This window comes from Hymenobacter convexus, assembly GCF_030580955.1.
Taxonomy (GTDB): domain Bacteria; phylum Bacteroidota; class Bacteroidia; order Cytophagales; family Hymenobacteraceae; genus Hymenobacter.
The window spans coordinates 150,381-173,769 of sequence record NZ_JAUQON010000001.1; the positions used below are offsets into that span (position 1 = coordinate 150,381).

Sequence of the window (23,389 nt, forward strand, 5' to 3'; positions counted from 1 at the left end):
ATTCGTCCCACCTCATTCGTTGCAGCAAACGAGTTAGTTACCCGGTAGAGATGCTTCGGCTTCGCTCAGCATGACGTTCTTTTTTGTTCGGTTTAATCAGATAATTGCCTAGAAGCTAAACCGCAGCGACGTGAAATAATACGCGCCCATGAAGCCGAACTGCGAGGTGAAGCGCGTATAAGGCGTCTGGCCCGAGGCGGTGAGCGAGGGGAAGGCGATTTCGTCGGGGTAGACGTTGAAGAGGTTGTTGGCGCCCACGGTCAGGCCCAGGCGGGGCGTGAAGCCGTAGGTGAGCGAGGCGTCGGTGATGATTTTGGCCGAGAAGGTCTGGTCCAGCTCGGCGGTGCTCTGGATGGCGGTTACTTCGCCGAAGCGGGTGGCGCGCACCAAGCCTTCGATTTTCTTGAAGCGGTAGTTGGCCGAGCCGATGAACTTGGAGCGCGGCTGGGCTACTTCAATCAGGCCAATCATCACGCGGTCGACGAGCGGGGTGCCCAGGTTGGCCAGCGAGGCGGGCGTGCGCACTTCGCCTACTACTTTGGTCGAGTTCAGGGCCATGGCCAGGTTGAGGCCCATTTCCTGGTCGCGGTCCATCTTTTTGCGGTAGCTGGCCACCACGTCGAGGCCGCGGGTGCGGGTGTCGAGGGCGTTGGAGAAGAACTGCACCTGGGCGTAGCCCGAGCCGGCGAAGGTGGGCGCCAGGGCCGGCTTGGTGGCATCGAGTTGGCCCGAAATCACCACCCGGTCGGTGATGTCAATCTGGTAGGCATCGGCCGTGAACACGAGGTCGGGCGTGACCTGGGCCGTGAAGCCGAGGTTGTAGTCGAGCGTGGTTTCGGCCTTGAGCTGGCCCACGCCCAGTTTCTGCACGTAGGGGTTGTCGTTGCGCAGGTGGGCAATGGGGTAGGAGTCGAACACGCCGTTGAGCGTCAGCCACTGGGCATCGGCGTAGTTGGAGTAGTAGAGCTGGTGCATGGAGGGCGCCCGGAAGCCCCGATTGAGCGAGCCGCGCACCGAAAACAGGTCGGTGAACTTGTAGCGGGTCGAGATTTTGCCGCTCACGTTGGAGCCGAAATCGGAGTAGCGCTCGAAGCGGCCGGCCGCGCCCACCAGGAATTTGTCGGTGATGTCGCTGAGCACGTCCACGTACACGCCCACGTTGTTGCGGGTGCGGTCCACGGCGTTCACGGCCGCGATGCCTTCACGCCCGCTGCTGCCCACGTCGGGGTTGTTGGTGGTGACGGGGCCTTTTTTCCAGGAGGCTTCGTCGCCGGCCAGCAGCTGGTAGTTTTCCACCCGGAACTCGCCGCCGTAGCTCAGGCTGAACGACTTGAGGCCGCCGATGGCGAAGCCCTTCGACACGTTCACATTCGCCAGCACCTGCCCGAACTTGTTGGTGCCGGTATAAAAATCAGTGGGCGAAGCGCTGCCGTACGACGGGTTCACCGTGTGGTTGGCGTAGGTCTTGATGATGTTCTGGCCGCCGCCGAGGCTGAAATCAAGGTTCCAGCCGCTGGCCGTTTTGCGGCGCAAACCTACCGTGGAGGCCACGTCCTGCACCGTGGCCGGAAATACAGGGTTGTAGCCGTTCGGAAACAACGAGAGCACCGCCCGCGCCTTGTTGCTCGGGTTGCGGAAAAAGCCGTAGGCCGTCATGTCCTTATAGGAGTAGCCGCCGAAGGAATACAGCCGCCACTTCTCGCCCAGCGCCACTTCGCCGTTGTAGAAGAACTGGCCCATGGTATTGCGGGCCGTGCCGTACTTGGTCACGTGACGGTTGAAGTTGTTCTGAGCTACCAGGGCGTCGTCGGTAGCCTGGTTGGAGTTGTACACGCGGCCGTTGTAGTCGCCCGAGCGGTCGGTGGGGTCGTTGTGGTGGCCCTGCACGGTCAGGTTCAGGAAGCCGTCGCGCTTGCCCACGGGCAGGCCGAAATTCAGGCCCGTGTCATAAGTCGCGCCGTCGCCCTTGGCCGTGATTCCGTAGTTGCCGGTCACCACGCCGCCGCGCGGGTTGGATTTGAGCACAATGTTCACGATGCCGGCAATGGCGTCGGAGCCGTACTGGGCCGCCGCGCCGTCGCGCAGAATCTCCACGCGCTCGATGGCGGCCGTCGGGATGGCGTTCAAGTCGGTGCCCACCGAGCCGCGGCCCACCACGTTGTTCACGTTCAGGGCGGAGGACTGATGGCGGCGCTTGCCATTCACGAGCACCAGGGTCTGGTCGGGGCCCAGGCCGCGCAGGGTGGCCGGGTCCACATAGCTCGTCACGTTGCTGATGGCGTGCTTGGTGGAGTTGAAGGAGGGCGCCGTGAAGTGAATCATCTGGCCCAGCTCGGTCTGGCCGGTTTTGGTAATTTCCTTGGCCGTGAGCACGTCCACGGGCACGGGCAGGTCCACGTTGGTGCGGGCCTCGGAGGCGCGGTTGCCTACAATGATGACGTCGGCGGTGGTGTGGCTGGTGGTTTTCATGGGCACGTCCAGCGTAGTGGCGCCGGCGGGCACGGGCATCTCGCGCAGCTCGTAGCCCACGTAGGAAATCACCAGTACGTCGCCGTCGTCCACGTCGAGCTTGAAGCTGCCGTTGGCATCGGTGGTGGTGCCGCGGTTGGTGCCCTTCACCGCCACCGAGGCGAAGGCCAGCGGGCTTTGGTCGTTGCCATCGAGAATGCGGCCGGTGAGCGGCCGGCGAGCAGCGGGGCTGGAATCGTTTGGGGCCGAGGCTACAGCTGAAACTGCCGAAGCGGCAGCGGCCGGACCGGCCACCGCGCAGGCGGCCAGCAGCAGCGCCGCGCCCGCCGTCCGGGCCGAGAGGGGAGAGGAAGGTAGGATTCGCTTCATGGGAATTTTGGGAAAGTGGGCGTGAGCTCGTGGTTTAGGGAAGCGAAGTAGCGCGGCGATTTAGAATACATTTGGAAGAAATCGGGATTTTGAAAAATAAGTGAGGGAGTGCTTACTTATTCATCGTCTGTCTAATCAGCGGTAATAGAAGGAACGTCAGGCTGAGCGCAGCCGAAGCATCTCTACCGCACAACTAATCCAATCAAAAGGGTTTACTCCTGCGGTAGAGATGCTTCGGCTGCGCTCAGCATGACGTTCTTTGATTTGACAATCTGTCCCGTTTGCCTTTCCACCTGCCCTGCCCCCCGAATGAAACTGCTCCTCGTCGAAGATGAACCGGCCCTGCTGGCCAGCGTGGTGAGCTACCTGCAGGCCCAGCACTACATCTGCGAAGTAGCCACCACCTACGCCCAGGCGCAGGAAAAAATGCTGCTGCACGACTACGAATGCATCGTGCTCGACCTCACCCTGCCCGGCGGCGACGGCCTCGACCTACTGCGCGAGCTGCAAAAACACCAGAAGGCGGCCGGCGTCATCATCACCAGCGCCCGCGCCGCCGTCGACGACCGCATCAACGGCCTCGAACTGGGCGCTGACGACTACCTGCCCAAGCCCTTCTATCTGCCCGAGCTTAGCGCCCGCATTGCCGCACTGGTGCGCCGCCGCCACTACCAGGGCACCAACCTGCTGCAAGCCGGCGAACTGGCCGTGGACGTGCCTGCCCGCCGCGCCGCCGTGGCCGGCAAGCCGCTGACTTTAACGCGCACCGAGTTCGACCTGCTGCTCTTGCTGCTGGCGAACCAAGGTCGCGTCATCACCAAAGGCGCCATTGCTGAGCACCTGTCCGGCGACGCGGCCGAGCAGTTTGATACGTTTGAGAATGTGTACGCCCACGTCAAAAACCTCAAGCGCAAGCTCACGGAGGCCGGCGCGCCGAACTACATTCGGATGGTGTACGGGCTGGGGTACCGGTTTGAGCCGAACTGAGGCTGCTGATGGTTCCAGAAATGGAAACAACGTCATGCTGAGCGCAGTCGAAGCATCTCTACTGCAGTAGTAATTAATTGCGTTGCGCGGGAGAGATGCTTCGACTGCGCTCAGCATGACGTTCGAAACGACATTCGAATGGCACCCCTATCCATCAAAGAATGAAGCTCCTGGCCCGCACCACCGTTTACTTTCTCATCTACGCCAGCGTGGTGGCCGGGGCGGGCACATTCGTGTACTACGGCTTCATCCGCAAAATCTATTATGCCTACGTCGACCGCACCCTGAGCCGGCGCAAGCTGCGCGTGGATAAGGCCCTGCGCCTGCACCTGCGCACGCCCGCCGACCTGGATTTCTGGCACCGCCTCGACCACAACGTGGAATTCAAAGCGCTGAAGCAGCCCGGCTTACGGCCGGTTTTCAGCGTGCGGATGATGTATAATGAGCTGACCGGTACTGTGGTGCCCTACCGGCAGCTAGCGGCGCCGGTGATGTTTCAGGGCCGTCCCTACCGGCTGGAACTGCGCACCACCATGCTCGACAGTCAGGAACTGCTCGGGCGCATCGTGCAGGCGGGGGCGCTGCTGTTTGGGGCGCTGCTGGTGGGGCTGCTGGTGCTGCAGCACCTGCTGGCGCGGCGGCTCTGGGCGCCTTTTTACCGCACGCTGGGCGAACTGCAGCGCTACAAGCTCGACCAGCCCGAGCCGGTGCATCTGGCCCCCACGCGCATCCCCGAGTTCAAAGAACTGAACACGGCCTTGGGCCGCCTGCTCAACCGCAACCAGCGCATCTACCGGCGGCAGCGGGAGTTCACCGAAAACGCGGCCCACGAGCTGCAAACGCCGCTGGCCATCCTGCGCACCAAGCTCGATATACTGGTGCAGGCCCCCGGCCTGACGGAGGAACAGGCCAGCCACATCGAGCCGCTGCTGGATGTGACGCAGCGCCTCACGCACCTCAGCCGCAGCCTGCTGCTGCTGGCGCACTTGGACCAGCAGCTGTTCTTCCCCACCGAAACCGTGGACCTGGCCGCTGCCATTCGCACCCAATTGGGCCACCTGCGCGAGCAGTTGGCCGCCGCCGGCCTGCGCCTCGAAACCGACTTGCCGCCGGCGCTGCCCCTGGCCGCCAACCGCTCGCTGGTTGACATTCTGGTGAGCAACCTGCTCAGCAACGCCATCCGCCACAACGTGCCCGGCGGCGAGGTGCGTGTGCACCTCAATCCAGAGCTTTTGGTGGTGGAAAACACTGGCCGCCCCCGCGCCCTGCCGCCCGACCAGCTTTTCGTGCGCTTCCGGCCCGGGCCGGAGCGGCCGCCCGGTAGTGTGGGCCTGGGCCTGGCCATCGCGCGGCAGATTTGCGAAACGTACGGGTTTTTATTGAGCTACCACTACGAGGAGCCCGGCCGCCACCAGTTGTGGGTGCGGATGTAGCGCGGACTTGGTAGTCCGCGTCCTTGCGCCGTTCGGGCATCGTTCGAGTGTCCGCCGGGGACGCGGACTACCAAGTCCGCGCTACAGCAACCCCGCCAATTCCTCCAAAATAGCTGTCCAATTCTCCAGATACAGCATGTGGCCCTGGCCGGGCAGCAGGTGCACCGGCGCGCTACCCAGCCGCTTCGCTAAATACGGGATGTTGCCGGGCGCCCACACGCCATCGGCCGCGCCGTGCCAGAGACGCACGGGGGCGCGCACGTCCTCGATGCGGAAGCCGGGCGGGCGGCACCAGGCCTGCGCATCGTCATACACGCCGCGGCCGTGGTTGGCAAAGCCGTGCGTGGCCGCATCGCGCAGCAGCGCGCGGAAGCGGGTGGTCACGCGCGCTTCTTCCGAAAACATGCCGCGGATAAACCAATCAATCGTACGGTCGGGGTGGCGCCGCCACTGCCGGCTGAGCCAGAGGAAGGTGGTGCGGTTCAGCCACGGAAAGCCGATTTGGCCCCAGCGCAGGAACTTCCACAGGGGCGAGAGGTGGCGGTAGGCAGCCCGCTCGCCCAGCGGCAGGCAGGTGCTGAGCAGTTGGGCCGCCGCCACCCGCGTGGGGTGCCGCGCCGCCAGCGCCAGCGCGTGCACCCCGCCGACGGACCAGCCCATCACCCCCACCGGGTAATCAATGCCCAGCGCATCGAGCATGGCCACCACATCATCGGCAAACGACGGAAACGTGAGCCGCCGGTACACGCCGGACTGGCCCACGCCGGGCCGGTCGGGCGCCAAAATCTGGAGCTGCAGGCGGGCCAGCAGCGCCGCGTCATCGGGCAGCTCCAGGCCCGAGGAACCGAAGCCGTGGTGAAACACCACCGCCCGGTGCGCGGGGTCGCCGTAGCGCGTCAGGCCCAGCCGGCGGCCGTCGGGCAGGCCGATGGTAAGGGGCGTGGGGTGGCCGGCGGTGGGGGAGGACATGGGCCCGAATGTACGGTGCGGGCTCACAGGAGTTAGCCGCAGGGGCGTGGCGCAACCTACCGGCAACGTGGCCGGTTCAAGGGGCACACGCTTTACATCGTTCATGATAGTCAACTCTACGCCCGCCGGCTGGCAAGTCATCTACCAGCAGGCCCACGCCCTGCTGGCCATGCAGCTGGCCTGGCATTGGCCGCCCACCCTGCCGCCCGACCAGTGGGTGGGCCTGCTGGCTGCCATTGCCCAGCACGACGACGAGCAGGCCGCCTGGCGCGGCCGCGGCGGCCACCACGGCCTCACCGACGCCGGGGCGCCGGCCAACTTCACCCAAAAAGCCTTTTCCATGGAGCAGGCCGCCGGGGTGCTGGCCGCCGCCCGCTTCCAGGGACGCTGGCGCAGCCTGCTCACCAGCCTGCACCTGAGCTGCCTGTATGAGGGCCTGCGGGGCCAGTCGAAGGAAATCGACGGCTTTCTCGATGAGCTCAAGGCCCAGCAGCGGCAGTGGGAGCGGGCCCTCAAAATCACCAAAAAGGAAGCCGGCCAGGCCTACACCCTGCTGCACTGGTGCGACCGCCTCTCGCTCATCCTCTGCCGGCACGAAATCCCGGAAATGGGCCGCGCCGTGGAAATCCACCATGGCCCCGACGGCCGCCGCCACACCCTGCGCCAGCCCGCCCCCGGCAGCCCGGTACTGGTGGAGCCCTGGCCGTTTCAGGCGCCCAAAATCGAGGTGAGCGTGGAAGCCAGCGTGCTCACGCAGCTGCAATATAAAGACGATGCCGAGCTGGCCGCGGCCCTGCGCGCCGCGCCCGTCGAAACCCTGCGCTGGACCTTGGCAAAGGCGTAAAACAGGGCGTTTGATAACTGTGCGGGTTTCGGGCCGTACTAGAACGGCGTTTCCACTCCTTTCCCTTCTGCATGCCTACGCACTACAAATTCTCCGACATCCTCGCCGTCATCAAGTCCTCGGCGGGCGAGTTCAGCAACAACAATTCCTTCCGCCACGCGGCGGCGCTGTCGTACTACACCATCTTTTCGCTGCCGCCGCTGCTGCTCATCGTCATCACGGTGGCCAGCGCGGCCTACGGGGGCGAGGCCCTGACGGGCCAGATTTACGGACAGCTAAAGGGGCTGGTCGGGGCCGATTCGGCCAAATTTCTGCAGGACAGCATTGCCAAGTTTACGGTGCAGCAGCGCGGGCCGGTGGCCACCACCATCGGCGTGGCCACGCTCATTTTTGCGGCCACCACTTTCTTCGTCACCCTGCAGGAAAGCATCAACGACATCTGGAATTTGAAGGTGAAAACCAACGGCATCGGCATCGGGGCCTACCTCAAGCAGCGGTTTCTGTCCTTTGGCCTTATCCTGAGCGTGGCCCTGCTGCTGCTCATTTCCTTCGTGATTAGTGCCGTGCTCAGCGTCTTCACCGACTGGCTGCAGCGGCAGATTCCGGAGGTGGGCGTCATCGTCATTCACGTGGTCGATGTGGTGCTGTCGCTGGGCATCACCACGCTGCTTTTCGCCCTGATTTACCGCTTCCTGCCCGATGCCATCATTCGCTGGCGCGACGTGGGCGTTGGGGCCTTCATCACGGCCACGTTGTTTGTGATTGGCAAGTACCTCATTGCTTTCTACATTGCCAAGTCGAACCCCGGCTCGGCGTTTGGGGCGGCGGGTTCGGCCATTGTGCTGCTGCTGTGGGTCAACTATTCGTCGCTCATCATCTTCTTCGGGGCCGAGTTTACCCAGGAGTTTGCCGACGCCTTCGGCCAGAAGGTGCAGCCCAAGGCCCACGCCGTGCGCGTGCGCCTGGAGGAAATCGCGCCCGGCGAGTCGGACGAGGAAATTGCCACCGGCCGCCCCCGCTCCACGGGCCGCTGGCGGGCCTAAGCACCGGCCGGCAATCGGTTGAAAAGTCCTTTCGTAGTTGATTGGATGGCGCCAATAAGCCGTCTGGCGGGATTTATAGCGCCCATTGCCGACGCAAGTTGATAAAAAGCATGGCTTGCTTGAAGTCCTTTACTGCCATATATTGAATTGCAACCAATGGCGTGAGTGGGGACATCTTTGGGGAAAATTCTCCCCCATGCACCAAATCCTACGCGCCTTTTTCTGCAGCCTTCCGCTGGCCCTAATCCGTTTTTCGGCCCTCGCCCAAACGCCCGCCGAGCGGGTCATCGTCGTGAGCCCCGTGGTGGGCGAAGTCATCGACGGCGCCGAAAAGGCCCGTTTTGGCCTGTTTCCGTATTATTCGGCCGATAGTTTTCAGGATGCCCGCTTCCTGCGGGCTCTGGTGCCGGACAGCGCCATCACGCTGCGCACCCGCCTGCGCGACGGCCGCCAGGTAGCCCGAGCCTTTACCTTGGCCGAATTCCAGGCCACCCGCGACCTCATCGAGCGTCGCCAGCGCGAGCTCGACGCCAACCCCCAGCCCGCGGCCGGCACCAATGCCAGTAGTCCCGGCACGCCCGAGCTGCCCGGCCGCAGCTACAGCATCGAGCTGCGTTCGGGCACCACGTTCACGGGCGTGCTGCAAACCACCGCGCCCGACGCGCTGGAGTTCATGACCAAAGACCTGGGCCTGGTGACGGTGCAGCGCAGCAACCTCAAGCGCCTTTCGCTGCTCACCGCCGAGCAGGCCGCCAAGGGCTACACCGATGCCGGAAACGGCACCCGCCTCTTTTTCGCGCCCACGGCCCGCAACCTGCGCCAGGGCGAAGGCTATCTGCAGGACATTCTCGTGTACCTGGTTGGGGTCAACTACGGCGTCTCCGACAATATTTCGGTGGGGGCGCTGGTGCCCCTCGTGCCGGGGCTGGGCGCCAACGTTTTCGCCATCACGCCCAAGGTCAGCGTGCCGGTATCGGAAAAATTTCATGTTGGCGCCGGGGCGCTCTACGCGCGGGCCTTTGGCTACGGCGGCGGCATTGCCTACGGCGTGGGCACCTACGGCACCGCCGACGACAACGCCACCCTGGGCCTGGGCTACGGTTTTGCCGATGGCTTTGGCGTGAGCAGCAGCCCGGTGGTGCTGGTGGGCGGCGCCAAGCGGATATCGCGCAGCTTCTCGCTGCTCAACGAAACCTACATTGTTTCGAGCGGCTTTCTGGGCCTGGTGGGCGGGCGCCTGCAGGGCGAGCGGTACGGTGGCAGCCTGGGCTTCGTCTACGGCAGCTACCTCGACGGCATCTACCCCGCCTACCTGGAGCTGACTTACCGCTTCGGCAAGCACAAGTAGCACCCGGGCCGCCCGGTGGGGCGGTTTTGCAACATGCCGCCAGGGTTTGGGGTATGAGCCGGTGGGCGTGAGCCGTGCATATTTGCGGCCGTTTCGTCCTCGTTCAATCCCCGGCTATGTCCAAACTTTTCGTCTGTGCGGCAATCTTCGGCCTGCTGGGCGCGCGGCCGTTGGCGCTGCGCGCCCAGCAGGCCACCCCCAGCCCGGCTCCCGGCGACACCACTGCCCGCCGGCCCGTGGGCCTGCGCCCCGGCTACGACGACGTGGGCAGCGGCGACCACCTGTTTTTTATGCCCACCGCCCGCAACCTGCGCCGCGGCGAAGGCTACGCGCAGGACCTGGAGCTGGCCGTGCTGCGCGCCGATTACGGCATCACCGACCATTTCTCGCTTGGCATCCTGGCCTCGGTCATCCCCGGCCAGGGGCTCGATAACATCGTGGCCCTCACGCCCAAAGTGAGCGTGCCGGTGGCGGGCCGGCTGCGGGTGGGGGCAGGCAGCTTCCTGGTGGGCACGCGCTCGGGCGTGGGCGCCCTCACCTACGCCAACACCACCTACGGCACCGCCGACCACAACCTGACGCTGGGCCTGGGCTACGGCGCCACGGGGCAGCGCGGCATTTTCAGTACGCCGCTGGTGATGGTGGGCGGGGCCACCCGGCTGGCCCGCCGCGTGGCCCTCGTGAACGAAACCTACTTTCTCTACGACCGCGCCTTTCTGGATTTGGGCAAGTTCCTGCTGGTGGCCGGCGTAGCGGGCGTGCGCGTGGCGGGGCCGCGCTTCGGCGGCGGGCTGGGTGTGTTCTACGCCTACGGCCAGCTGGAAGACTTCGACTATTTCAACGGCTCGGGCAGCTACGTTTACCCGTTCGGGGAGTTCACGGTGCGGTTCGGGAAACTAAGAAACTAGAGTAGCGCTTAGTAAGGGACGTGGACGATGATGGAAAAGCAGGCGGGTGGTAAGTTTGAGGCGTTTTACGTTTTCCTTTATTCCCAGTCTCCTATCCAGTATGATGCGTCGTTTACCCGTTCTCATTGCCCTGGCCGCCCTGGCTGCTCCCCGCGTGGGCCAAGCGCAAGCCTCCGCCGCGGCCAAAAAGGCCCTTACCGATAAACTGGCAGGCGTCATCTGCGATTGTCTGCAGGCAAAAACGCCGGCAGAAGGCCAGAAGCCGCTTACCAAGGAGTCGGCGCAAAGCATCATTGTTCAGTGTTTCGCGGTGAGTGCCGGCAAGGACATGAAAAGCATTCAGCAGGTGTACGGCCCAAATGCCATCAACGACAAACAGGTGATGAACAACGTGGGGCGCGAAGTCGGTAACCAGATGCTGCAAAGCTGCCCCACGTTCATTACCTATTCGATGGTAATGGCCGGCAACAGCGATGCTGCCAGCACCGCCGCCACCACGGGCCAAACCACCGGCGAGTGGAACGGCCTGAGTGGCACCAGCGTGGCCAGCCTCGACCTGCTGGTGGGGAAAACCGATAAAGCGTCGTTCGTGTGGTCGCGCCACTTTCCGAAGGACGATGAGCTGCTCAGCCAGCTAGACAAGCTGAAAGGCCGCCAGGTGCGCGTGTCGTGGGAGGAGGTGGATGTTTTTCAGGCCGAAACCAAGCAGTACCACAAGCAACGCCAGATTACTGGCATAGAACTGCTGTAGCCGCCGTTCTTGTGCTCGCCAATAAAAAAAGCCCTTGCTTCTGTATAGAAGCAAGGGCTTTTTTGGTAATCACTGCGTCAGCTTACGCCACGGCCGTGCCTTTTTCTTCCTTCACCGCCAGCTGCCCGCAGGCGGCGTCGATATCCTTGCCACGCGAGCGGCGGATGTTGGTTTGCACGCCGCGGTCGGCCAGGAACTTGTGGAAGGCAGTGATTTTGTCGGCCTCCGCGTTCTGGTAGCTGGCGTTGTCGATGGGGTTGTACTCGATGAGGTTGATTTTGCAGGGCAGCCACTTGCTGATTTTCAGCAGCTCGGCGGCGTCGTCCAGCCCGTCGTTGAAGCCGTCGAACACGATGTATTCGTAGGTGACTTTGCGGCCGGTTTTCTGGTGATAGTACTGCAGGGCTTCCTTGAGCGCGGCCAGGGAGTTGGCCTCGTTGATTGGCATGATTTCGTTGCGCTTCGCATCCGTCGGGGCGTGCAGCGAAAGGGCCAGATTGGCTTTCACGTCATCATCAGCCAGTTTTTTAATCATCTTGGCAATGCCGGCCGTGCTGATGGTGATGCGGCGCGGGGCCATGTTCAGCCCATCGGGCGCGGTGATGCGGCGCACGCTTTCCACCACGTTGGCGTAGTTGAGCAGGGGCTCGCCCATGCCCATGTACACGATATTGGTGAGCGGCGTGCCGTACTGGGCCTCGCACTGCTCGCGGATGCGGACGACCTGGTCGTAAATCTCGGCCGCGTCGAGGTTGCGCTTGCGGTCCATGTAGCCGGTGGCGCAAAACTTACACGTGAGCGAGCAGCCCACCTGCGAGCTGATGCAGGCCGTCATGCGCGTGTCGTGCGGGATGAGCACGCCCTCCACCACGTTGCCGTCGTAGAGCTTGAAGGCCGATTTGATGGTGCCGTCGTTGCTTAGCTGCTTGTTCTGCACCGTCACGCCGTTGATGACGAAGTGCTGGTCGAGCAGCTCGCGGGTGGCCACCGAGATGTTGTTCATCTCCTCAAACGTGGCGGCGGTGTTCTTCCACAGCCACTCCGTCACCTGCTTGGCACGGAAGGGCTTCTCGCCGTGCTCCACCATAAAGGCCTTGAGCTCGTCGGGCGAGGTTTTGCGGATATCACGCTTCTTGACAATGGGGGCGAGGGGCAATTCTAGCAGCATAGTGCAAAGATACAAGCTAGTAGGGCGTTGGGTTCCCGTGGAAACGCCTTGTTGCCAGAGAAGCCCGGGCCAGACCTTAAAACTTCTATCTTCTTATTTTTCCGGGACAGCTAGCGCGGCGGTTTGGGTGCGGGCTGCAAGGTGATAGGCAGGGTGATGTAAACGTCCACAGCTTTTCCCTCCTGCCGGCCTGGGGCTAAGCGCGTTATTTTCCGAACTGCCTGCAGCACCGCCGCGTCCCAGTCAGGCCGCAAGCCCTTCACAATAGCAAGGTTCTTGATTGTTCCTTCTTCGGTTACAAGCATGCTCACGAATACCCGGCCCTTTGCGGCCTCTGACGGACATACCACCTGCCGCTCAATAGCGGTAATCAACGCTCGGGTGCCACCGCCGGAAGGGAGTTGCGGCATCTGCTCCACGCTGGTATTCCACCGCTGAAATGGCTGCCGTATGGGGGCTTTTTGTTGGGCGTTTGCAGCCAAAGCACCACCCAATGCCAGCGCTACAATTAGCAGCAACCGGGCTGAAAACTGCATTTGCTGTGCCATGAGGGACTGCGATGGTTAAGAAGTGAAGGTAAAAAAGATAAACTTACCGCACCTGCGCCGCCAGCGCCTCGGGCAGCAGGCGCAGCTTGCGCACGTTGTAGTCGAAGCAGAGCATGCCGGTTTTGGCGCGGGCTATTTCCTTGCCGGCTTGGTTGTGCACGTGGTACACCACGTCGAAACCGTACTTGCTGGCGTCGGCGGCGGCCATTTGGATATGCAGCACGTCGCCGCGGAAGGCCTCGCCCTTGTACTCCACGGCCGCATCGACCATGATGAGGCCGAGCTTGCTGACGGGGTCGTAGTCATTCTCCAGGCCCAATGAGCGCAGGAACTGCACCCGCGCCTCGTGCAGCAGGCCCAGCAGCGCGTCGTTGCCAAGGTGGCCGCCGTAGTTGAGGTCGGTGATGCGGACCGGGATTTGCGTGGTGAAGGAGAACGTATCGGGCAGGGCTACTTTTACGCGGGCCATTTTTTCAAGGAAGAATCAGGAATGAAGAACGAGGAATTCGCCGACGAGCCAAAGGTAGAAGTGCGGCGCACCGCCGACGGCTCAGCCACGCTCTACGTGCCGGCGCTGGACGAGCATTACCACTCGCGCCACGGCGCCCGGCAGGAATCGGAGCATGTGTTCATCGAAGCGGGCCTGCTGCCGCTGCTCGAAGCCGGATTGGGCGGCCCCTGCGCCCGGCCGCTGCACCTGCTCGAAGTAGGCCTCGGCACGGGCCTCAATGCCCTGCTCACCCTGGCCCGTGCCCACGCGACCGGCGCCGCTGTGGCCTACGACGGCCTCGAAACCGTGCCGCTGCCGCCCGACGTGGTGGCCGAGCTGGCCCGCAAATGGGCCGCCGACTCGCCCGAAACCGTGCCGCTGCTGCAGCGGCTGCACGCCGCGCCCTGGGCCGAAACCGTGCCGCTGGCGCCGCATTTCTTCCTCACCAAGCTGCCCGAGGCGCTGGAAGATGCCACCTTGCCCGCCAATTATTACGACCTGATTTACTTCGACGCCTTTGCTCCCGAAAAGCAGCCCGAACTGTGGACGGAAGCCATTTTTGCCCGGCTCTACGCTGCCGCCGCGCCCGGCGCGGTGCTGGTGAGCTACTGCGCCCAGGGCCAGTTCCGGCGCAACCTGCGGGCCGCCGGCTGGCACACCGAAAAGCTGCCCGGCCCCCCCGGCAAGCGCGAGATGACCAGAGCGCGGAAGGAGGCTGCTGGTTAAAAAAGGACGTCATGCTGAGCGCAGCCGAAGCATCTCTGCCGCGCAAGTAATTTTAATCGCAAGGTTTACTATTGCGGTAGAGATGCTTCGACTGCGGCTGCGCCTCCGCTCAGCATGACGGTTCTTTTATCCTTTTATTCCGCCAACCCACCACTCCACCAACCCACCACCCTTGTCCCGCAAATTTCTAGAAACCGAAAGCCCCGGCTGGGTGGCCGACGGCCTCATCAGCGAGGCGCAGCAGCAACAGCTGCTGGCCCGCTACCCGCCCGAAGCGCAGGCCCTCGGGCTGCTGCCGCTACTGGGCAGCGTGCTGGTGGGCCTGAGCGCGCTGAGCGTGGTGGCCGCCAACTGGCAGGCGCTGCCCGCGGCCCTGCGGCTGGCGCTGCTACTCGGTAGCCTGCTGGGCTCGTACGGGGCCGGCGCATATTTCCTGCGGCGCGGCAATGCCGACTTGGGCCACGGCCTGATGGGACTGGGGCTAATCGTATTCGGCGCCAGCATCATCCTCGTCAGCCAGCTCTACCAGCTGGTGGGTTATGATGTGAGCGGGCTCCTGGCCTGGGTGGTGGCCGGCACGGCGCTCAGCTACGTGTATGGCTCGCGGCTGCTGGTGCTGCTCACGGTGCTGATTGGAGCGGCCGTGCAAACGTATTGCGTGGAAGTGCTGGGCAGCTTTAGCTACGCCACGGCGGTGCTGGTAGCGGGCGGGTTGGGCTACTTCTGGTGGCGCCAGCCGGCGGTGGTGAGCAGCACGGTGCTGGCCATTGGCCTGCTGTGGCAGGCGGGACTGTTGGTGATTGTGCTGCACGCCAAAATCACTTGGTTTTTTGTGCCGGCGATGGCCATCTACGCGGCCGGCGACTGGCAGGCCAACCGCGCCGGGGCCCGCGCTCTGCAGGCGCCGCCGCTGGTGGCGGCTTATCTATTCATGTTCGGGCTGGCCACGTTTGGCGAAACCGACACCTACGCCAACGTGCTGCGCCCGCCGCTGCTGCCCTACCTGGGCGCGCTGGCGGCGGTGTTTGCGCTGTCGGTGGCCGGCAAGCGGGTGCGCGGGCGGATGAACACGCTGCTCGACTGGCTGCTGCTACTTCCCGGATTTTATCTGCCGGGCGGGCTGCCGCTGGCGGTGGCCACGCTGGTGGTGCTGTATGCCCACGCCGGCTCGGTGCTGGCCCGCGCCCACCGCAACCAGGATTCCGACCAGCTCACGCTGGGCGCGGTGCTGTTTGTGGTGGCTACGGCCGTAGCCTATTTCAAGCTCACCTGGGCGTTTCTGGATAAGTCGCTGTTTTTCCTGCTCGGCGGCGTGCTCTTGCTCAGCCTGAGCTGGTACCTGCGCCAGCGTAATGCCCAAACGCTGGCCGCGGCATCTCCGACGCTAGGCGCAAATGCATCCGAAGCGACGCCGGATTCGACCGTTTCACCCGAAGCCGCGCCCCCCAATGATTGACCTGCTCACCTGGGCTTCGGACCCGGCGCGCCGCCGGCCGCTGCTGCGCCTGCTGGTGGCTGCGCAGGTGGTGTATGTGCTGGGCGTGGCCGGCGCAGGCTACGCCACCACGGCGCTGGGCCAGCACATTGTGCTGGCCACCACGCCCGTCGACCCGCGCGACCTGCTCTACGGCGACTTCGTGCGCCTGCGCTACGCCGTGAGCGAAGCGCCCCTGAGCCAGTGGCACGAAGCCGCGCCGCCCCGCCGCCGCCAGGGCGTGTTCGTGCTGCTGGCCGCCGGGCCCGACAGCCTCAGCACCACCGTGGGCGTGTACCCCAAAGCGCCCATGGCCGGCCCCAACCAAGCCGTGCTGCGCGCCTGGGTGACGGATGTGTACCGCCATTCCCTGTCGCTGCGCTTCAACCTGGAGCGCTACTACGTGCCCGAAGGCAGCGGCCTGCGCCTCGAAAAAGCCGGCCGCCTGCACCCGTTGCGGGTGCACGTCAGCATCGCGCCCTGGGGGCAGGCCCGCATCACGCGAGTGGAGGATGTGGTGGGGAAGAAGTAGAGGATTCGTAGACTGGTGGGGTGAATTGTCATTGCGAGCGCAGCGAAGCAATCCGTCCTGTTCTCAGCGACCAGCCTAGTAATGTGACAACCGAAGGTCAGCGAAGCTAAAGCCTTTGCTTGAAACGCGAAAAGCCCCGGCACTGCGCAGTGCCGGGGCTTTGTGGTGAAAGTGTCTGGGTTTGACAGGAAGGATTAGCTACGCTGTCTTTCGGTTGCCACGGGCTGCGCCCTCGCAATGACAGGCGAAGCGGCTACTGAATCTTGAACGTGACGGGCACGGTGAACGACACGTTCACTTCGCGGCCGTTCTGCTTGCCGGGGATGAAGCGGGGCAGCGTTTTGATGGCGCGCATGGCTTCCTCATCCAGCCCGAAGCCGACACTTTTCACGATTTTTACGTCTGTGATGTCGCCTTTCGAGTTCACCGTGAAGCTGGCGTACACCTTGCCCTCGATGCCCTGGTTCTGGGCGGCGCCGGGGTAGCGGCAGGCTTTCTGAATGGCCGCCACGATGGCACCCATGCCGCCGCCGCCGGGCAGCTCGGGCATCTGCTCCACGTAGGTGTAAGTGGTGGGCGCCACCGCGTCGCCGATGACGTCATTGCCTTTGCCAGTCTTCAGGTCGTCGAGGTTGGTTTCGGCGCTGGCACCCTCATCACCTTTGATGTTGTGCAGGCCGGAGGCTTTGTCCTTGAGTTCGTCCTGTTCAGGTACCTCGCTTTCCTCGGGCGCTTTCTTGTCTTCCACCACCACGGGCACCACGTTTTTCACCGTGGGCGGCTGCGGGGGTGGTGGGGTCGAGGGCCGGCTTTCGGCGGGCGGCGGCGGCGTCACCGTTTCGGGCGGCAGCGGCGGAAGGATGGGATTGACGAGCACACCCGTCTTCGGAGGCGCAACGGGCAGCTTGTCCTTCAGCCACTGCGCGGCGAGCGGAAACACCAGAATCAGCGCGAAAATGGCGGTGGCGATAACCAGCGCCCGCGTCACGTGGCGTTGGTAGAGGGCGCGGAGCTGGTAGGCCCCGTACTGGCGGTTACGACCATCGAACACGATGTCGTTGAGGCTGGCCGTGGCCAGTTGGGTATTGGTCATCATAACGTTGCGGTTTTAAGGAGGGTGAGGTCGGCGGGCGTAATTTTCACCAGCGCGTATTTTTTCTGGTTGGTGATGTTCATCTCGTCGAGAATGTCCACCATATCCTTGTATTTGGACTCCTCGCCGGGCTTGATGAGCACCACCAGGCCGGCCTGCTGCCGCTGCCGCGCCAGCACCACCTGCCGAATGCCATCGGCCGAAAAAGTGGTGGTTTTTAATTCCGGCACGGCCACGGTTTTATCGTCGGGCGCATTCAGGCCAAAGAAATAATGGACTTGGTGGCCCTTGCCCAGAATAATGGTCATGGCCTTTTTCATGGCCACCGGGGTGATTTCGTCATTGGTCTTCGCCGGCATCTGCAAGTCCATGGCATAGGGCTTGGCAAACGTGGTGGTGAGCATGAAGAAGGTGAGCAGCAGAAACGCCAAATCGACCATCGGCGTCATGTCGATGCGGGTCGACATTTTCCTGGAGCGGCGCTTGCCGGCCTTGTTCGGCCCGGCGGCCTGGGGTTGGATTTCGGCCATGGGTTCAGTCCTTTTTAGGTGATTGATACCCGGCCAACGCGCTGCGCTATTGCCTTATTGTAAGGGGATTATATGTAAAATATAAATTTTTTCGCCCACACTAGACCCGCATTTCCAGCGTTTTATCTAGTTGCCTTGGCCGCAGCCAACATGGCTCAGAACCGCCACACCCGGCCCGGCGTGATGCAGGCCGTGAGCGGCACGTCAGTGGGCAGCACGTCGGCAATGCGCCGCACGGGCGCCTCATTCAGCAAATTCAGCCCAATGAATTGCGTGCCCGGCCGGCACTGTGCCAGAAACCGGTCATAAAAGCCGCCGCCGTAGCCCACGCGCTGGCCGGTGCGGTCCACGGCCAGCAGCGGCACCAGCACGGCGTCGAGCACGGCCGGCGATATTTCCGGCGCGGTTACCGGTTCGGGCACTGGTTCGGTGATGTCCCAGCGGTTTTGAGTCAGTTGGGTATCGGGCAGCAGCTCGTAGTGTTTCAGCGAAATGCCGTCGGGCTGCACCACGGGCACCGCCAGGCGCAACGGCAATTCCTCGCCCCACACCCAATTGATAAAAGCCCAGGTATCGGGCTCGTTGCGCTTTTCCAGCGGCAGAAACAAATGCAGCCACTGCCACTCCTCCACCGGAAACTGGCGGAACAGGTGCTCGCGCAGCTTGTCGCTGCGGCGCGCTACCTCGCCGGCGTCTAGGGCCAGGCGGCGGGCCAGGGCGGTGCGGCGCAGGTCGGTTTTACGCATCACATGTCGCGCGTTGGGATTTCGGCCAGCAACTGCGGCAGTAGAGTAGCAAAGTTGCGGCTGAACGGTTGGGCACGGCTGTCTTCGTGGTCGTAAAACACCACCGGGTAATCAGCTGTGGATTGGTTTGGCTCGGCGTAGAAGCACAAGACATCGCCGGCTCCGCCATAATTGGCAAAGGGAATGTAACCCGCCCGTAATGCATCGGGCCAGTTTGTCAGCATTTCTTGGCGAAGCACCTGCTGCCACTCGTCTATTGGGTGCGGAAAGAACTCAGCGCCTCCTAGTAACAAAGCATAAAAATGCTTGTGTTGTAGAAAACGACGGTAATCTGCAGGCAATGGATAATTGATTGTAGCCTCCAAGTCATCTAATTGCTGATTTGTGACGATGCTGGCAATAGGTAGCCAATTTTCGTAGCCCTCATTAGCACAAGGGCACGGCTGTGAATCCGCCATTGCAGGGTGGACCGGCATTGGTACGCTGTTCAGGTGATGTTTCATCATCCATTGCAGGCAGCGGTCCACTATCTCTAGCATAAGATGTTCCTTGGCTTTACTCTTCCTCCAGCACCGTGAACTCCAACGCCAGCGGCTCAAAAGCCTCAATCAGCTGCTCGATGAAGCCGGGGTTGTTAATCAGAATGCTGAGCACGTTCTCGCTCCGCTCCTGCAAGCCGCCGCCGGGAAACAGTTTTTCCTTGAGCGCCGCCAACTGCGTATAAGCTGTTTCGTGCTTGGCTTCGGCGGCTTTGCTCAGGCGCTTTTCGAGGCCGGCGAGGCCACCGGCAGCTTTCTGGGCTTCGGCGGCCACGGTTTTTACTAGGGTGGGGTCGAGGCGCTGGGCCAGGTCCTGCACCTGCTGGAAGGCGGCGGCCAGCGCCTGCTGCTGCTCCTGCAGGCTGATTTCTTCCTGGCCCAGGGCGGCGCCCACGTGTTTCTTTAGCTCCGGCAGCGGGCGGAAAATTTCCAGCGAAGTCAGCCCCAGCTTCTTCAGCTTGCCCGCGTTGGCGCGGCTGATGTACTCAGCCGAGTTGCGGGGCAGCACAATGGGGTAGGGCACACCAAAGGCCGCAAACACGTCCTTCAGCTGGAACCAGTACGCCACCTCGGCCCCGCCGCCGATGTAGGCTAGGTTCGGCAGCAGCATTTCCTGGTACACCGGGCGCAGCACCACGTTGGGACTGAACTGCTCGGGGTGCGCCTGGGCCAGCGCCAGCAATTCGGCCTGGCTGTGGCACTTGGCCGTGTTGCGAATGGTCACTTCCACGCAGTCGGCGCCGCTGGCGTCGGGTTCGAGCCGCTCGCGCTTGCCTTCGTCGGTGATGAAAAACAGGTTGATGGGCCGCGAGTACACCTGCGGCTTGTAGCCGGCTTCAATCAGGCGCTCGTTGGTGGCCTGCACGGCGGCGTTGGAAACCTGCTCCTTGATTTCCTTGGTCAGCAGCGGCACCAGAGCTTGTTTCAGGGCCGGGCGGTCGGCGTCCAGCGTCACCAGCCCGAACTCGCCAAACAGTGCATCGGCCAGCTTGCGCGTGGCCTCGGCCAGGTTTTTGGAGGTTGAATACGCCTTGTGAAAAGACGCGGGCACCTCGGGCGGCAACTGGCTCAACAGCTGCTCGCTGAGGCCGTCGAGTGGCAGGCGGCCCACGGGTCCACCGGTGCCGGCCGCGTCCCACGAATACGTTTTGCCAAACAGCGAGAAGTGGTTGATTTCGGCGAAATCATGGTCCTCGGTGGCCATCCAGTACATCGGCACGAAATCGTACTGCGGGTACTTCGCCTTCAACTCGCGGCTCAGCTTGATGGCCGACACGATTTTGTAGATGAAATACAGCGGCCCGGTGAGCAGGTTGAGCTGATGGCCGGTGGTCACGGTGAAAGTGGTGGGCTCGGCCAGCAGCAGCAGGTTGGTTTCGATGGCCGGCTCGGGCTCGGGGGCCAGGCCGTACTGGTCGCGCAGGGCGGCCACCAGCCGCTTGCGGGCCTCGGGGGTGTAGCTGGCCTGCTTTTCGTCGATTTGGGCCGCAAAGTTTTCCAGCGAAGGAAAGCGGTGGTAGAAGGGCGCCAAGGCGGGTTTCTGGGCCAAATAATCAGTCAGCAGGCCGGAGAAAGCGCCGGTTTCGGCGTAGGGCAGGGTGGTACAGCGAGTGGGCATGGGGGTAATACGAGCAGGGCCGGGTTCAGTGCGAACCTCAGCCAATGGCAAAAGTCCGCACAAAACCCGGCCCCGGCCGAAATGTTCCTTTTGAGTGGGTCGCGTCTCTACACCAAATGCCCGTACAGGTCGAAATCCGACGCCGAATCGATTTTCACATTGGCAAAATCGCCTAAGCGCACAAACGTGTCCTTCTCCACGGCCACCAGTACTTCGTTGTCCACCTCGGGCGAGTCGAACTCGGTGCGGCCCACGAAATGGCCGCTTTCCTTGCGGTCGAACAGCACCTTGTAGGTCTGGCCCACGCGGGCTTCGTTCAGCTCCATCGAAATGCCCTGCTGCAGCTCCATGATGGCGTCGGCGCGCTCCTGTTTCACTTCGGCCGGCACGTCATCCACGAGGGTGTGCGAGTGCGTGTTTTCCTCGTGCGAGTAGGTGAAGATGCCCAGGCGCTCGAAGCGCGTCTGCTCCACGAAATTATACATTTCCTGGAAGTCTTTTTCCGTCTCGCCGGGGTGGCCGGCGATGAGCGTAGTGCGCAACGCAATGCCCGGCACTCGCTGCCGAATGGTATCGACCAACTCAATGGTGCGGCGCTTGGTGATGCCCCGGCGCATGGTTTTCAGCATGGCATCAGAGCCGTGCTGCAAGGGCATGTCGAGGTATTTGCAGATGTTTTCGCGCTCGGCCATCACGTCCAGCGCATCCAGCGGAAACTGCGAGGGATAGGCGTACTGCAGGCGAATCCAGTCGATGCCATTCACGTCCGACAGGTTGCGGAGCAGGTCGGCCAGCTTGCGTTCGCCGTAGGCTTCGAGGCCGTAGTAGGTCAGGTCCTGGGCAATGAGAATCAGCTCCTTGGTGCCCATGCTGGCGAGGCGCTTGGCCTCCTTTACCAGGTCCTCAATCTTGCGGTCGACGTGCTTGCCGCGCATCAACGGGATGGCGCAGAACGAGCAGGGGCGGTTGCAGCCCTCCGCAATTTTGAAGTAGGCGTAGTGCTTGGGCGTGGTAATGAGGCGCTCGCCGATGAGCTCGTGCTTGTAGTCGGCGTTGAGCACCTTCAGCATCTGGGGCAGCTCCAGGGTGCCGAAATAGGCGTCCACCTGCGGAATTTCCACTTCCAGCTCGTCCTTGTAGCGCTGCGAGAGGCAGCCCGTCACGTAGAGCTTGTCCAGCCGGCCGGCCTCCTTCTCGTCCGCGTAGCGCAGAATGGTGTCGATGCTTTCCTGCTTGGCATTATCAATAAAGCCGCAGGTATTAATGATGACGATGTTGGCGTCGGACTTCTCGGCCTCGTGGGTCACATCGAAGTCGTTGGCTTGCAGCTGGCCCATCAGGACTTCCGAGTCCACGATGTTCTTCGAGCAGCCGAGGGTGATGACGTTAACTTTATTCTGGGTCTGATTTCTAACTTTCACAAGCGCTGATTTAAACTGATTAACCGTGATTTCGCTGATGCGGTAATGGGCGCAAGGGCATCAGCTGCGTCGGCGGAACAAGGCGGCAAGCGCGAATAGGATAGATTGCTTGCCGGCCGAACCCCAAAATTACGACGTAGCCAGTCCCCGACCACCAGTCAGCACGGCATAAATGCCCGGCGCCACCTTCCGGAGCAGCGCACCAAGGGCCACACTCACAGCCACTACCAACAAAGGCAAGAGCAGGTAAGTGAGCAAATGAATGTGCGGCACGGCCCGCCCATAGCGCAACGCCAGTTCGGTGGCATAGTTCACGAAGGGCACATGCAGCACGTAAATCATGAACGAAAACCCCGTCAGCCAGCGAAACCACGTCAGGGCCATGCACCAGCGCACCAGCCCGTTCAGTCCAAACCAGGCCACTAGCATACCGCTGATTTCGCCCATTTTGTGCAGCGCCAGCATTGTCAGCGCTAAAGGCAGCGAAAACGGTGGGCCCATGTGGAAGGCCAGCCAGGTTTTGAGCCCGGCCGTGCCCAGCCACACGCATACAAACAGCGCCAGCCGGAACCAGCCGGGTGGCGTCAGCACGTCCTTGCCTCGCAGGGCCAGCCACATGCCCAGCCCAAAAAACAAGAGCGCCTCATCCTGCACCAGCGGCACGGGCACCATAAAAAACCACAGCAGCCCTGCCACAATAAAATAGATGGCCGGCTTGCGCAAAATGGCCGCCCGCAGCCACGGGTAGGCTAGGTTGCAAACCAGCAGGCTGCGCAAAAACCACAGTTGAAACGGCGCCGGCACCACCAACCAGCGCTGCACCAGTTCGCCGATGCTGAGTTGGCTAAGCAGCTGCCGGGGCCAGAACGGGCTTATTTCGGCATCAATAACCGCTTGTTTTGTGATGGGAAACTGCTCCAAGGCCCACAGCGCCGCCAGCCAGAGCCCGCTCCAGAGCAGGTAGGGGAGGCCCAGCGTGCGCAGGCGCCGCCGCACGCGCTGCCCGTGTGGCTCCGCGCCCTCGCGCCGCGTAAACAGGTAGCCCGAAATGGCAAACAAAATGGGAATGCGAAACCGCAGCAGCCCGTTGGCCAAGAAGTATTGGAGCCAGGTGCCCGGCCCCAGCGGCTCCTCCACCGGCGTGAAGGGCTGCAGGTAGCGCGGGTGCAGGTTGTAGGCGTGCACGTAAATCAGCAGCACCATGGCCACCAGCGACCAAAACCGTAGCTTTTGACTAAGAAAAGGGCCAAGAGGGGCGGGTGGCGCCGGCATGGATTGGGCAGGTAGCATACTGGTCGAGATGCAAAAAAGCGGGAAACAGTTGTCGCCAACCATTCCCCGCCCCTGAACAGTGTAGAGACGCGACACTTCGCGTCTCCTTGT

General features: G+C 62.8%; 22 protein-coding genes. 10 read left to right on the top strand and 12 right to left on the bottom strand.

Annotation, left to right across the window (positions count from 1 at the left end):
- Positions 1-108 precede the first annotated feature (108 nt).
- Positions 109-2,838, bottom strand: coding sequence for a TonB-dependent receptor (locus tag Q4S41_RS00515; protein ID WP_305029178.1), 2,730 nt, complete (start codon positions 2,836-2,838; stop codon positions 109-111).
- Between the two features lie 309 nt (positions 2,839-3,147).
- On the opposite strand from Q4S41_RS00515, the gene Q4S41_RS00520 reads away from it, so the two are divergent.
- Together Q4S41_RS00520 and Q4S41_RS00525 are read left to right on the top strand one after the other, a co-directional pair.
- Positions 3,148-3,825, top strand: a complete 678-nt coding sequence (locus Q4S41_RS00520) for a response regulator transcription factor (RefSeq protein WP_305029179.1) — start codon at positions 3,148-3,150, stop codon at positions 3,823-3,825.
- Between the two features lie 161 nt (positions 3,826-3,986).
- Positions 3,987-5,258: a sensor histidine kinase gene (locus Q4S41_RS00525; RefSeq protein WP_305029180.1), complete on the top strand. Its 1,272-nt coding sequence runs from the start codon at positions 3,987-3,989 to the stop codon at positions 5,256-5,258.
- An 81-nt stretch (positions 5,259-5,339) separates the two neighbouring features.
- Here Q4S41_RS00525 and Q4S41_RS00530 read toward each other — a convergent pair whose 3' ends face one another.
- Positions 5,340-6,227 (bottom strand): alpha/beta fold hydrolase, encoded by an 888-nt coding sequence (locus Q4S41_RS00530; protein WP_305029181.1) that lies wholly within the window; start codon positions 6,225-6,227, stop codon positions 5,340-5,342.
- A gap of 103 nt (positions 6,228-6,330) precedes the next feature.
- On the opposite strand from Q4S41_RS00530, the gene Q4S41_RS00535 reads away from it, so the two are divergent.
- The 5 genes from Q4S41_RS00535 (at position 6,331) to Q4S41_RS00555 (ending at position 11,121) form a co-directional block, all read left to right on the top strand.
- Positions 6,331-7,071, top strand: a complete 741-nt coding sequence (locus Q4S41_RS00535) for a DUF3891 family protein (protein WP_305029182.1) — start codon at positions 6,331-6,333, stop codon at positions 7,069-7,071.
- 71 nt (positions 7,072-7,142) lie between these two features.
- On the top strand, positions 7,143-8,114 hold the full coding sequence (locus Q4S41_RS00540) for a YihY/virulence factor BrkB family protein (protein ID WP_305029183.1): 972 nt from the start codon (positions 7,143-7,145) through the stop codon (positions 8,112-8,114).
- Positions 8,115-8,310: 196 nt separating this feature from the next.
- Entirely contained in the window at positions 8,311-9,462 is a 1,152-nt protein-coding gene (locus Q4S41_RS00545) for a hypothetical protein (RefSeq protein WP_305029184.1), read from the top strand.
- A gap of 116 nt (positions 9,463-9,578) precedes the next feature.
- Positions 9,579-10,370 carry a hypothetical protein gene (locus tag Q4S41_RS00550; protein WP_305029185.1) on the top strand — a complete coding sequence of 264 codons (792 nt, stop codon included), beginning with the start codon at positions 9,579-9,581 and terminating at the stop codon, positions 10,368-10,370.
- 100 nt (positions 10,371-10,470) lie between these two features.
- The gene (locus tag Q4S41_RS00555) at positions 10,471-11,121 is read left to right on the top strand and encodes a hypothetical protein (protein ID WP_305029186.1); all 651 of its coding nucleotides are present in this window, start codon (positions 10,471-10,473) and stop codon (positions 11,119-11,121) included.
- An 82-nt stretch (positions 11,122-11,203) separates the two neighbouring features.
- Here the strand turns inward: Q4S41_RS00555 and rlmN are convergent, their stop codons facing one another.
- The 3 genes from rlmN to Q4S41_RS00570 all read right to left on the bottom strand — a co-directional run bounded on the left by rlmN (position 11,204) and on the right by Q4S41_RS00570 (position 13,306).
- The gene (gene rlmN / locus Q4S41_RS00560; protein WP_305029187.1) at positions 11,204-12,289 is read right to left on the bottom strand and encodes a 23S rRNA (adenine(2503)-C(2))-methyltransferase RlmN; all 1,086 of its coding nucleotides are present in this window, start codon (positions 12,287-12,289) and stop codon (positions 11,204-11,206) included.
- 110 nt (positions 12,290-12,399) lie between these two features.
- On the bottom strand, positions 12,400-12,837 hold the full coding sequence (locus tag Q4S41_RS00565) for an energy transducer TonB (RefSeq protein WP_305029188.1): 438 nt from the start codon (positions 12,835-12,837) through the stop codon (positions 12,400-12,402).
- A 43-nt stretch (positions 12,838-12,880) separates the two neighbouring features.
- The gene (locus Q4S41_RS00570; protein ID WP_305029189.1) at positions 12,881-13,306 is read right to left on the bottom strand and encodes a thioesterase family protein; all 426 of its coding nucleotides are present in this window, start codon (positions 13,304-13,306) and stop codon (positions 12,881-12,883) included.
- A 21-nt stretch (positions 13,307-13,327) separates the two neighbouring features.
- Between Q4S41_RS00570 and mnmD the strand changes: the two genes are divergently transcribed.
- The 3 genes from mnmD to Q4S41_RS00585 all read left to right on the top strand — a co-directional run bounded on the left by mnmD (position 13,328) and on the right by Q4S41_RS00585 (position 16,059).
- A complete protein-coding gene (gene mnmD / locus Q4S41_RS00575; protein WP_305029190.1) occupies positions 13,328-14,053 on the top strand; it encodes a tRNA (5-methylaminomethyl-2-thiouridine)(34)-methyltransferase MnmD in 726 nt (241 codons plus the stop codon).
- A gap of 172 nt (positions 14,054-14,225) precedes the next feature.
- Positions 14,226-15,509: a DUF2157 domain-containing protein gene (locus Q4S41_RS00580; protein ID WP_305029191.1), complete on the top strand. Its 1,284-nt coding sequence runs from the start codon at positions 14,226-14,228 to the stop codon at positions 15,507-15,509.
- On the top strand, positions 15,502-16,059 hold the full coding sequence (locus Q4S41_RS00585) for a GDYXXLXY domain-containing protein (protein WP_305029192.1): 558 nt from the start codon (positions 15,502-15,504) through the stop codon (positions 16,057-16,059). The genes Q4S41_RS00580 and Q4S41_RS00585 overlap by 8 nt, the downstream gene beginning before the upstream one ends.
- A 253-nt stretch (positions 16,060-16,312) precedes the next feature.
- On the opposite strand, the gene Q4S41_RS00590 is transcribed toward Q4S41_RS00585, so the two are convergent.
- The 7 genes from Q4S41_RS00590 to Q4S41_RS00620 all read right to left on the bottom strand — a co-directional run bounded on the left by Q4S41_RS00590 (position 16,313) and on the right by Q4S41_RS00620 (position 23,209).
- A complete protein-coding gene (locus Q4S41_RS00590) occupies positions 16,313-17,155 on the bottom strand; it encodes an energy transducer TonB (RefSeq protein WP_305029193.1) in 843 nt (280 codons plus the stop codon).
- A complete protein-coding gene (locus Q4S41_RS00595) occupies positions 17,152-17,682 on the bottom strand; it encodes an ExbD/TolR family protein (RefSeq protein ID WP_305029194.1) in 531 nt (176 codons plus the stop codon). The genes Q4S41_RS00590 and Q4S41_RS00595 overlap by 4 nt, the downstream gene beginning before the upstream one ends.
- Before the next feature lie 155 nt (positions 17,683-17,837).
- Positions 17,838-18,428: a 5-formyltetrahydrofolate cyclo-ligase gene (locus tag Q4S41_RS00600; RefSeq protein WP_305029195.1), complete on the bottom strand. Its 591-nt coding sequence runs from the start codon at positions 18,426-18,428 to the stop codon at positions 17,838-17,840.
- Positions 18,428-18,955, bottom strand: a complete 528-nt coding sequence (locus Q4S41_RS00605) for an SMI1/KNR4 family protein (RefSeq protein ID WP_305029196.1) — start codon at positions 18,953-18,955, stop codon at positions 18,428-18,430. The genes Q4S41_RS00600 and Q4S41_RS00605 overlap by 1 nt, the downstream gene beginning before the upstream one ends.
- A gap of 28 nt (positions 18,956-18,983) precedes the next feature.
- On the bottom strand, positions 18,984-20,585 hold the full coding sequence (gene bshC / locus Q4S41_RS00610; RefSeq protein WP_305029197.1) for a bacillithiol biosynthesis cysteine-adding enzyme BshC: 1,602 nt from the start codon (positions 20,583-20,585) through the stop codon (positions 18,984-18,986).
- Between the two features lie 107 nt (positions 20,586-20,692).
- A complete protein-coding gene (gene rimO / locus Q4S41_RS00615; protein ID WP_305029198.1) occupies positions 20,693-22,006 on the bottom strand; it encodes a 30S ribosomal protein S12 methylthiotransferase RimO in 1,314 nt (437 codons plus the stop codon).
- 129 nt (positions 22,007-22,135) lie between these two features.
- Positions 22,136-23,209, bottom strand: coding sequence for an acyltransferase family protein (locus Q4S41_RS00620; protein WP_305029199.1), 1,074 nt, complete (start codon positions 23,207-23,209; stop codon positions 22,136-22,138).
- Positions 23,210-23,389: the final 180 nt, after the last annotated feature.

Excerpts from the sequence above, each read along its gene's own strand:
- Q4S41_RS00570 (WP_305029189.1), bottom strand. The coding sequence starts at position 13,306 with ATGGCCCGCGTAAAAGTAGCCCTGCCCGATACGTTCTCCTTCACCACG.
- Q4S41_RS00530 (WP_305029181.1), bottom strand. The coding sequence starts at position 6,227 with ATGTCCTCCCCCACCGCCGGCCACCCCACGCCCCTTACCATCGGCCTG.
- mnmD (WP_305029190.1), top strand. The coding sequence starts at position 13,328 with ATGAAGAACGAGGAATTCGCCGACGAGCCAAAGGTAGAAGTGCGGCGC.
- Q4S41_RS00550 (WP_305029185.1), top strand. The coding sequence starts at position 9,579 with ATGTCCAAACTTTTCGTCTGTGCGGCAATCTTCGGCCTGCTGGGCGCG.
- Q4S41_RS00620 (WP_305029199.1), bottom strand. The coding sequence starts at position 23,209 with ATGGTGCTGCTGATTTACGTGCACGCCTACAACCTGCACCCGCGCTAC.
- Q4S41_RS00525 (WP_305029180.1), top strand. The coding sequence starts at position 3,987 with ATGAAGCTCCTGGCCCGCACCACCGTTTACTTTCTCATCTACGCCAGC.
- bshC (WP_305029197.1), bottom strand. The coding sequence starts at position 20,585 with ATGCCCACTCGCTGTACCACCCTGCCCTACGCCGAAACCGGCGCTTTC.
- Q4S41_RS00515 (WP_305029178.1), bottom strand. The coding sequence starts at position 2,838 with ATGAAGCGAATCCTACCTTCCTCTCCCCTCTCGGCCCGGACGGCGGGC.
- Q4S41_RS00535 (WP_305029182.1), top strand. The coding sequence starts at position 6,331 with ATGATAGTCAACTCTACGCCCGCCGGCTGGCAAGTCATCTACCAGCAG.
- rlmN (WP_305029187.1), bottom strand. The coding sequence starts at position 12,289 with ATGCTGCTAGAATTGCCCCTCGCCCCCATTGTCAAGAAGCGTGATATC.
- Q4S41_RS00600 (WP_305029195.1), bottom strand. The coding sequence starts at position 18,428 with ATGCGTAAAACCGACCTGCGCCGCACCGCCCTGGCCCGCCGCCTGGCC.
- Q4S41_RS00565 (WP_305029188.1), bottom strand. The coding sequence starts at position 12,837 with ATGGCACAGCAAATGCAGTTTTCAGCCCGGTTGCTGCTAATTGTAGCG.
- Q4S41_RS00540 (WP_305029183.1), top strand. The coding sequence starts at position 7,143 with ATGCCTACGCACTACAAATTCTCCGACATCCTCGCCGTCATCAAGTCC.
- Q4S41_RS00595 (WP_305029194.1), bottom strand. The coding sequence starts at position 17,682 with ATGGCCGAAATCCAACCCCAGGCCGCCGGGCCGAACAAGGCCGGCAAG.
- Q4S41_RS00520 (WP_305029179.1), top strand. The coding sequence starts at position 3,148 with ATGAAACTGCTCCTCGTCGAAGATGAACCGGCCCTGCTGGCCAGCGTG.
- Q4S41_RS00545 (WP_305029184.1), top strand. The coding sequence starts at position 8,311 with ATGCACCAAATCCTACGCGCCTTTTTCTGCAGCCTTCCGCTGGCCCTA.
- Q4S41_RS00585 (WP_305029192.1), top strand. The coding sequence starts at position 15,502 with ATGATTGACCTGCTCACCTGGGCTTCGGACCCGGCGCGCCGCCGGCCG.
- Q4S41_RS00555 (WP_305029186.1), top strand. The coding sequence starts at position 10,471 with ATGATGCGTCGTTTACCCGTTCTCATTGCCCTGGCCGCCCTGGCTGCT.
- Q4S41_RS00590 (WP_305029193.1), bottom strand. The coding sequence starts at position 17,155 with ATGATGACCAATACCCAACTGGCCACGGCCAGCCTCAACGACATCGTG.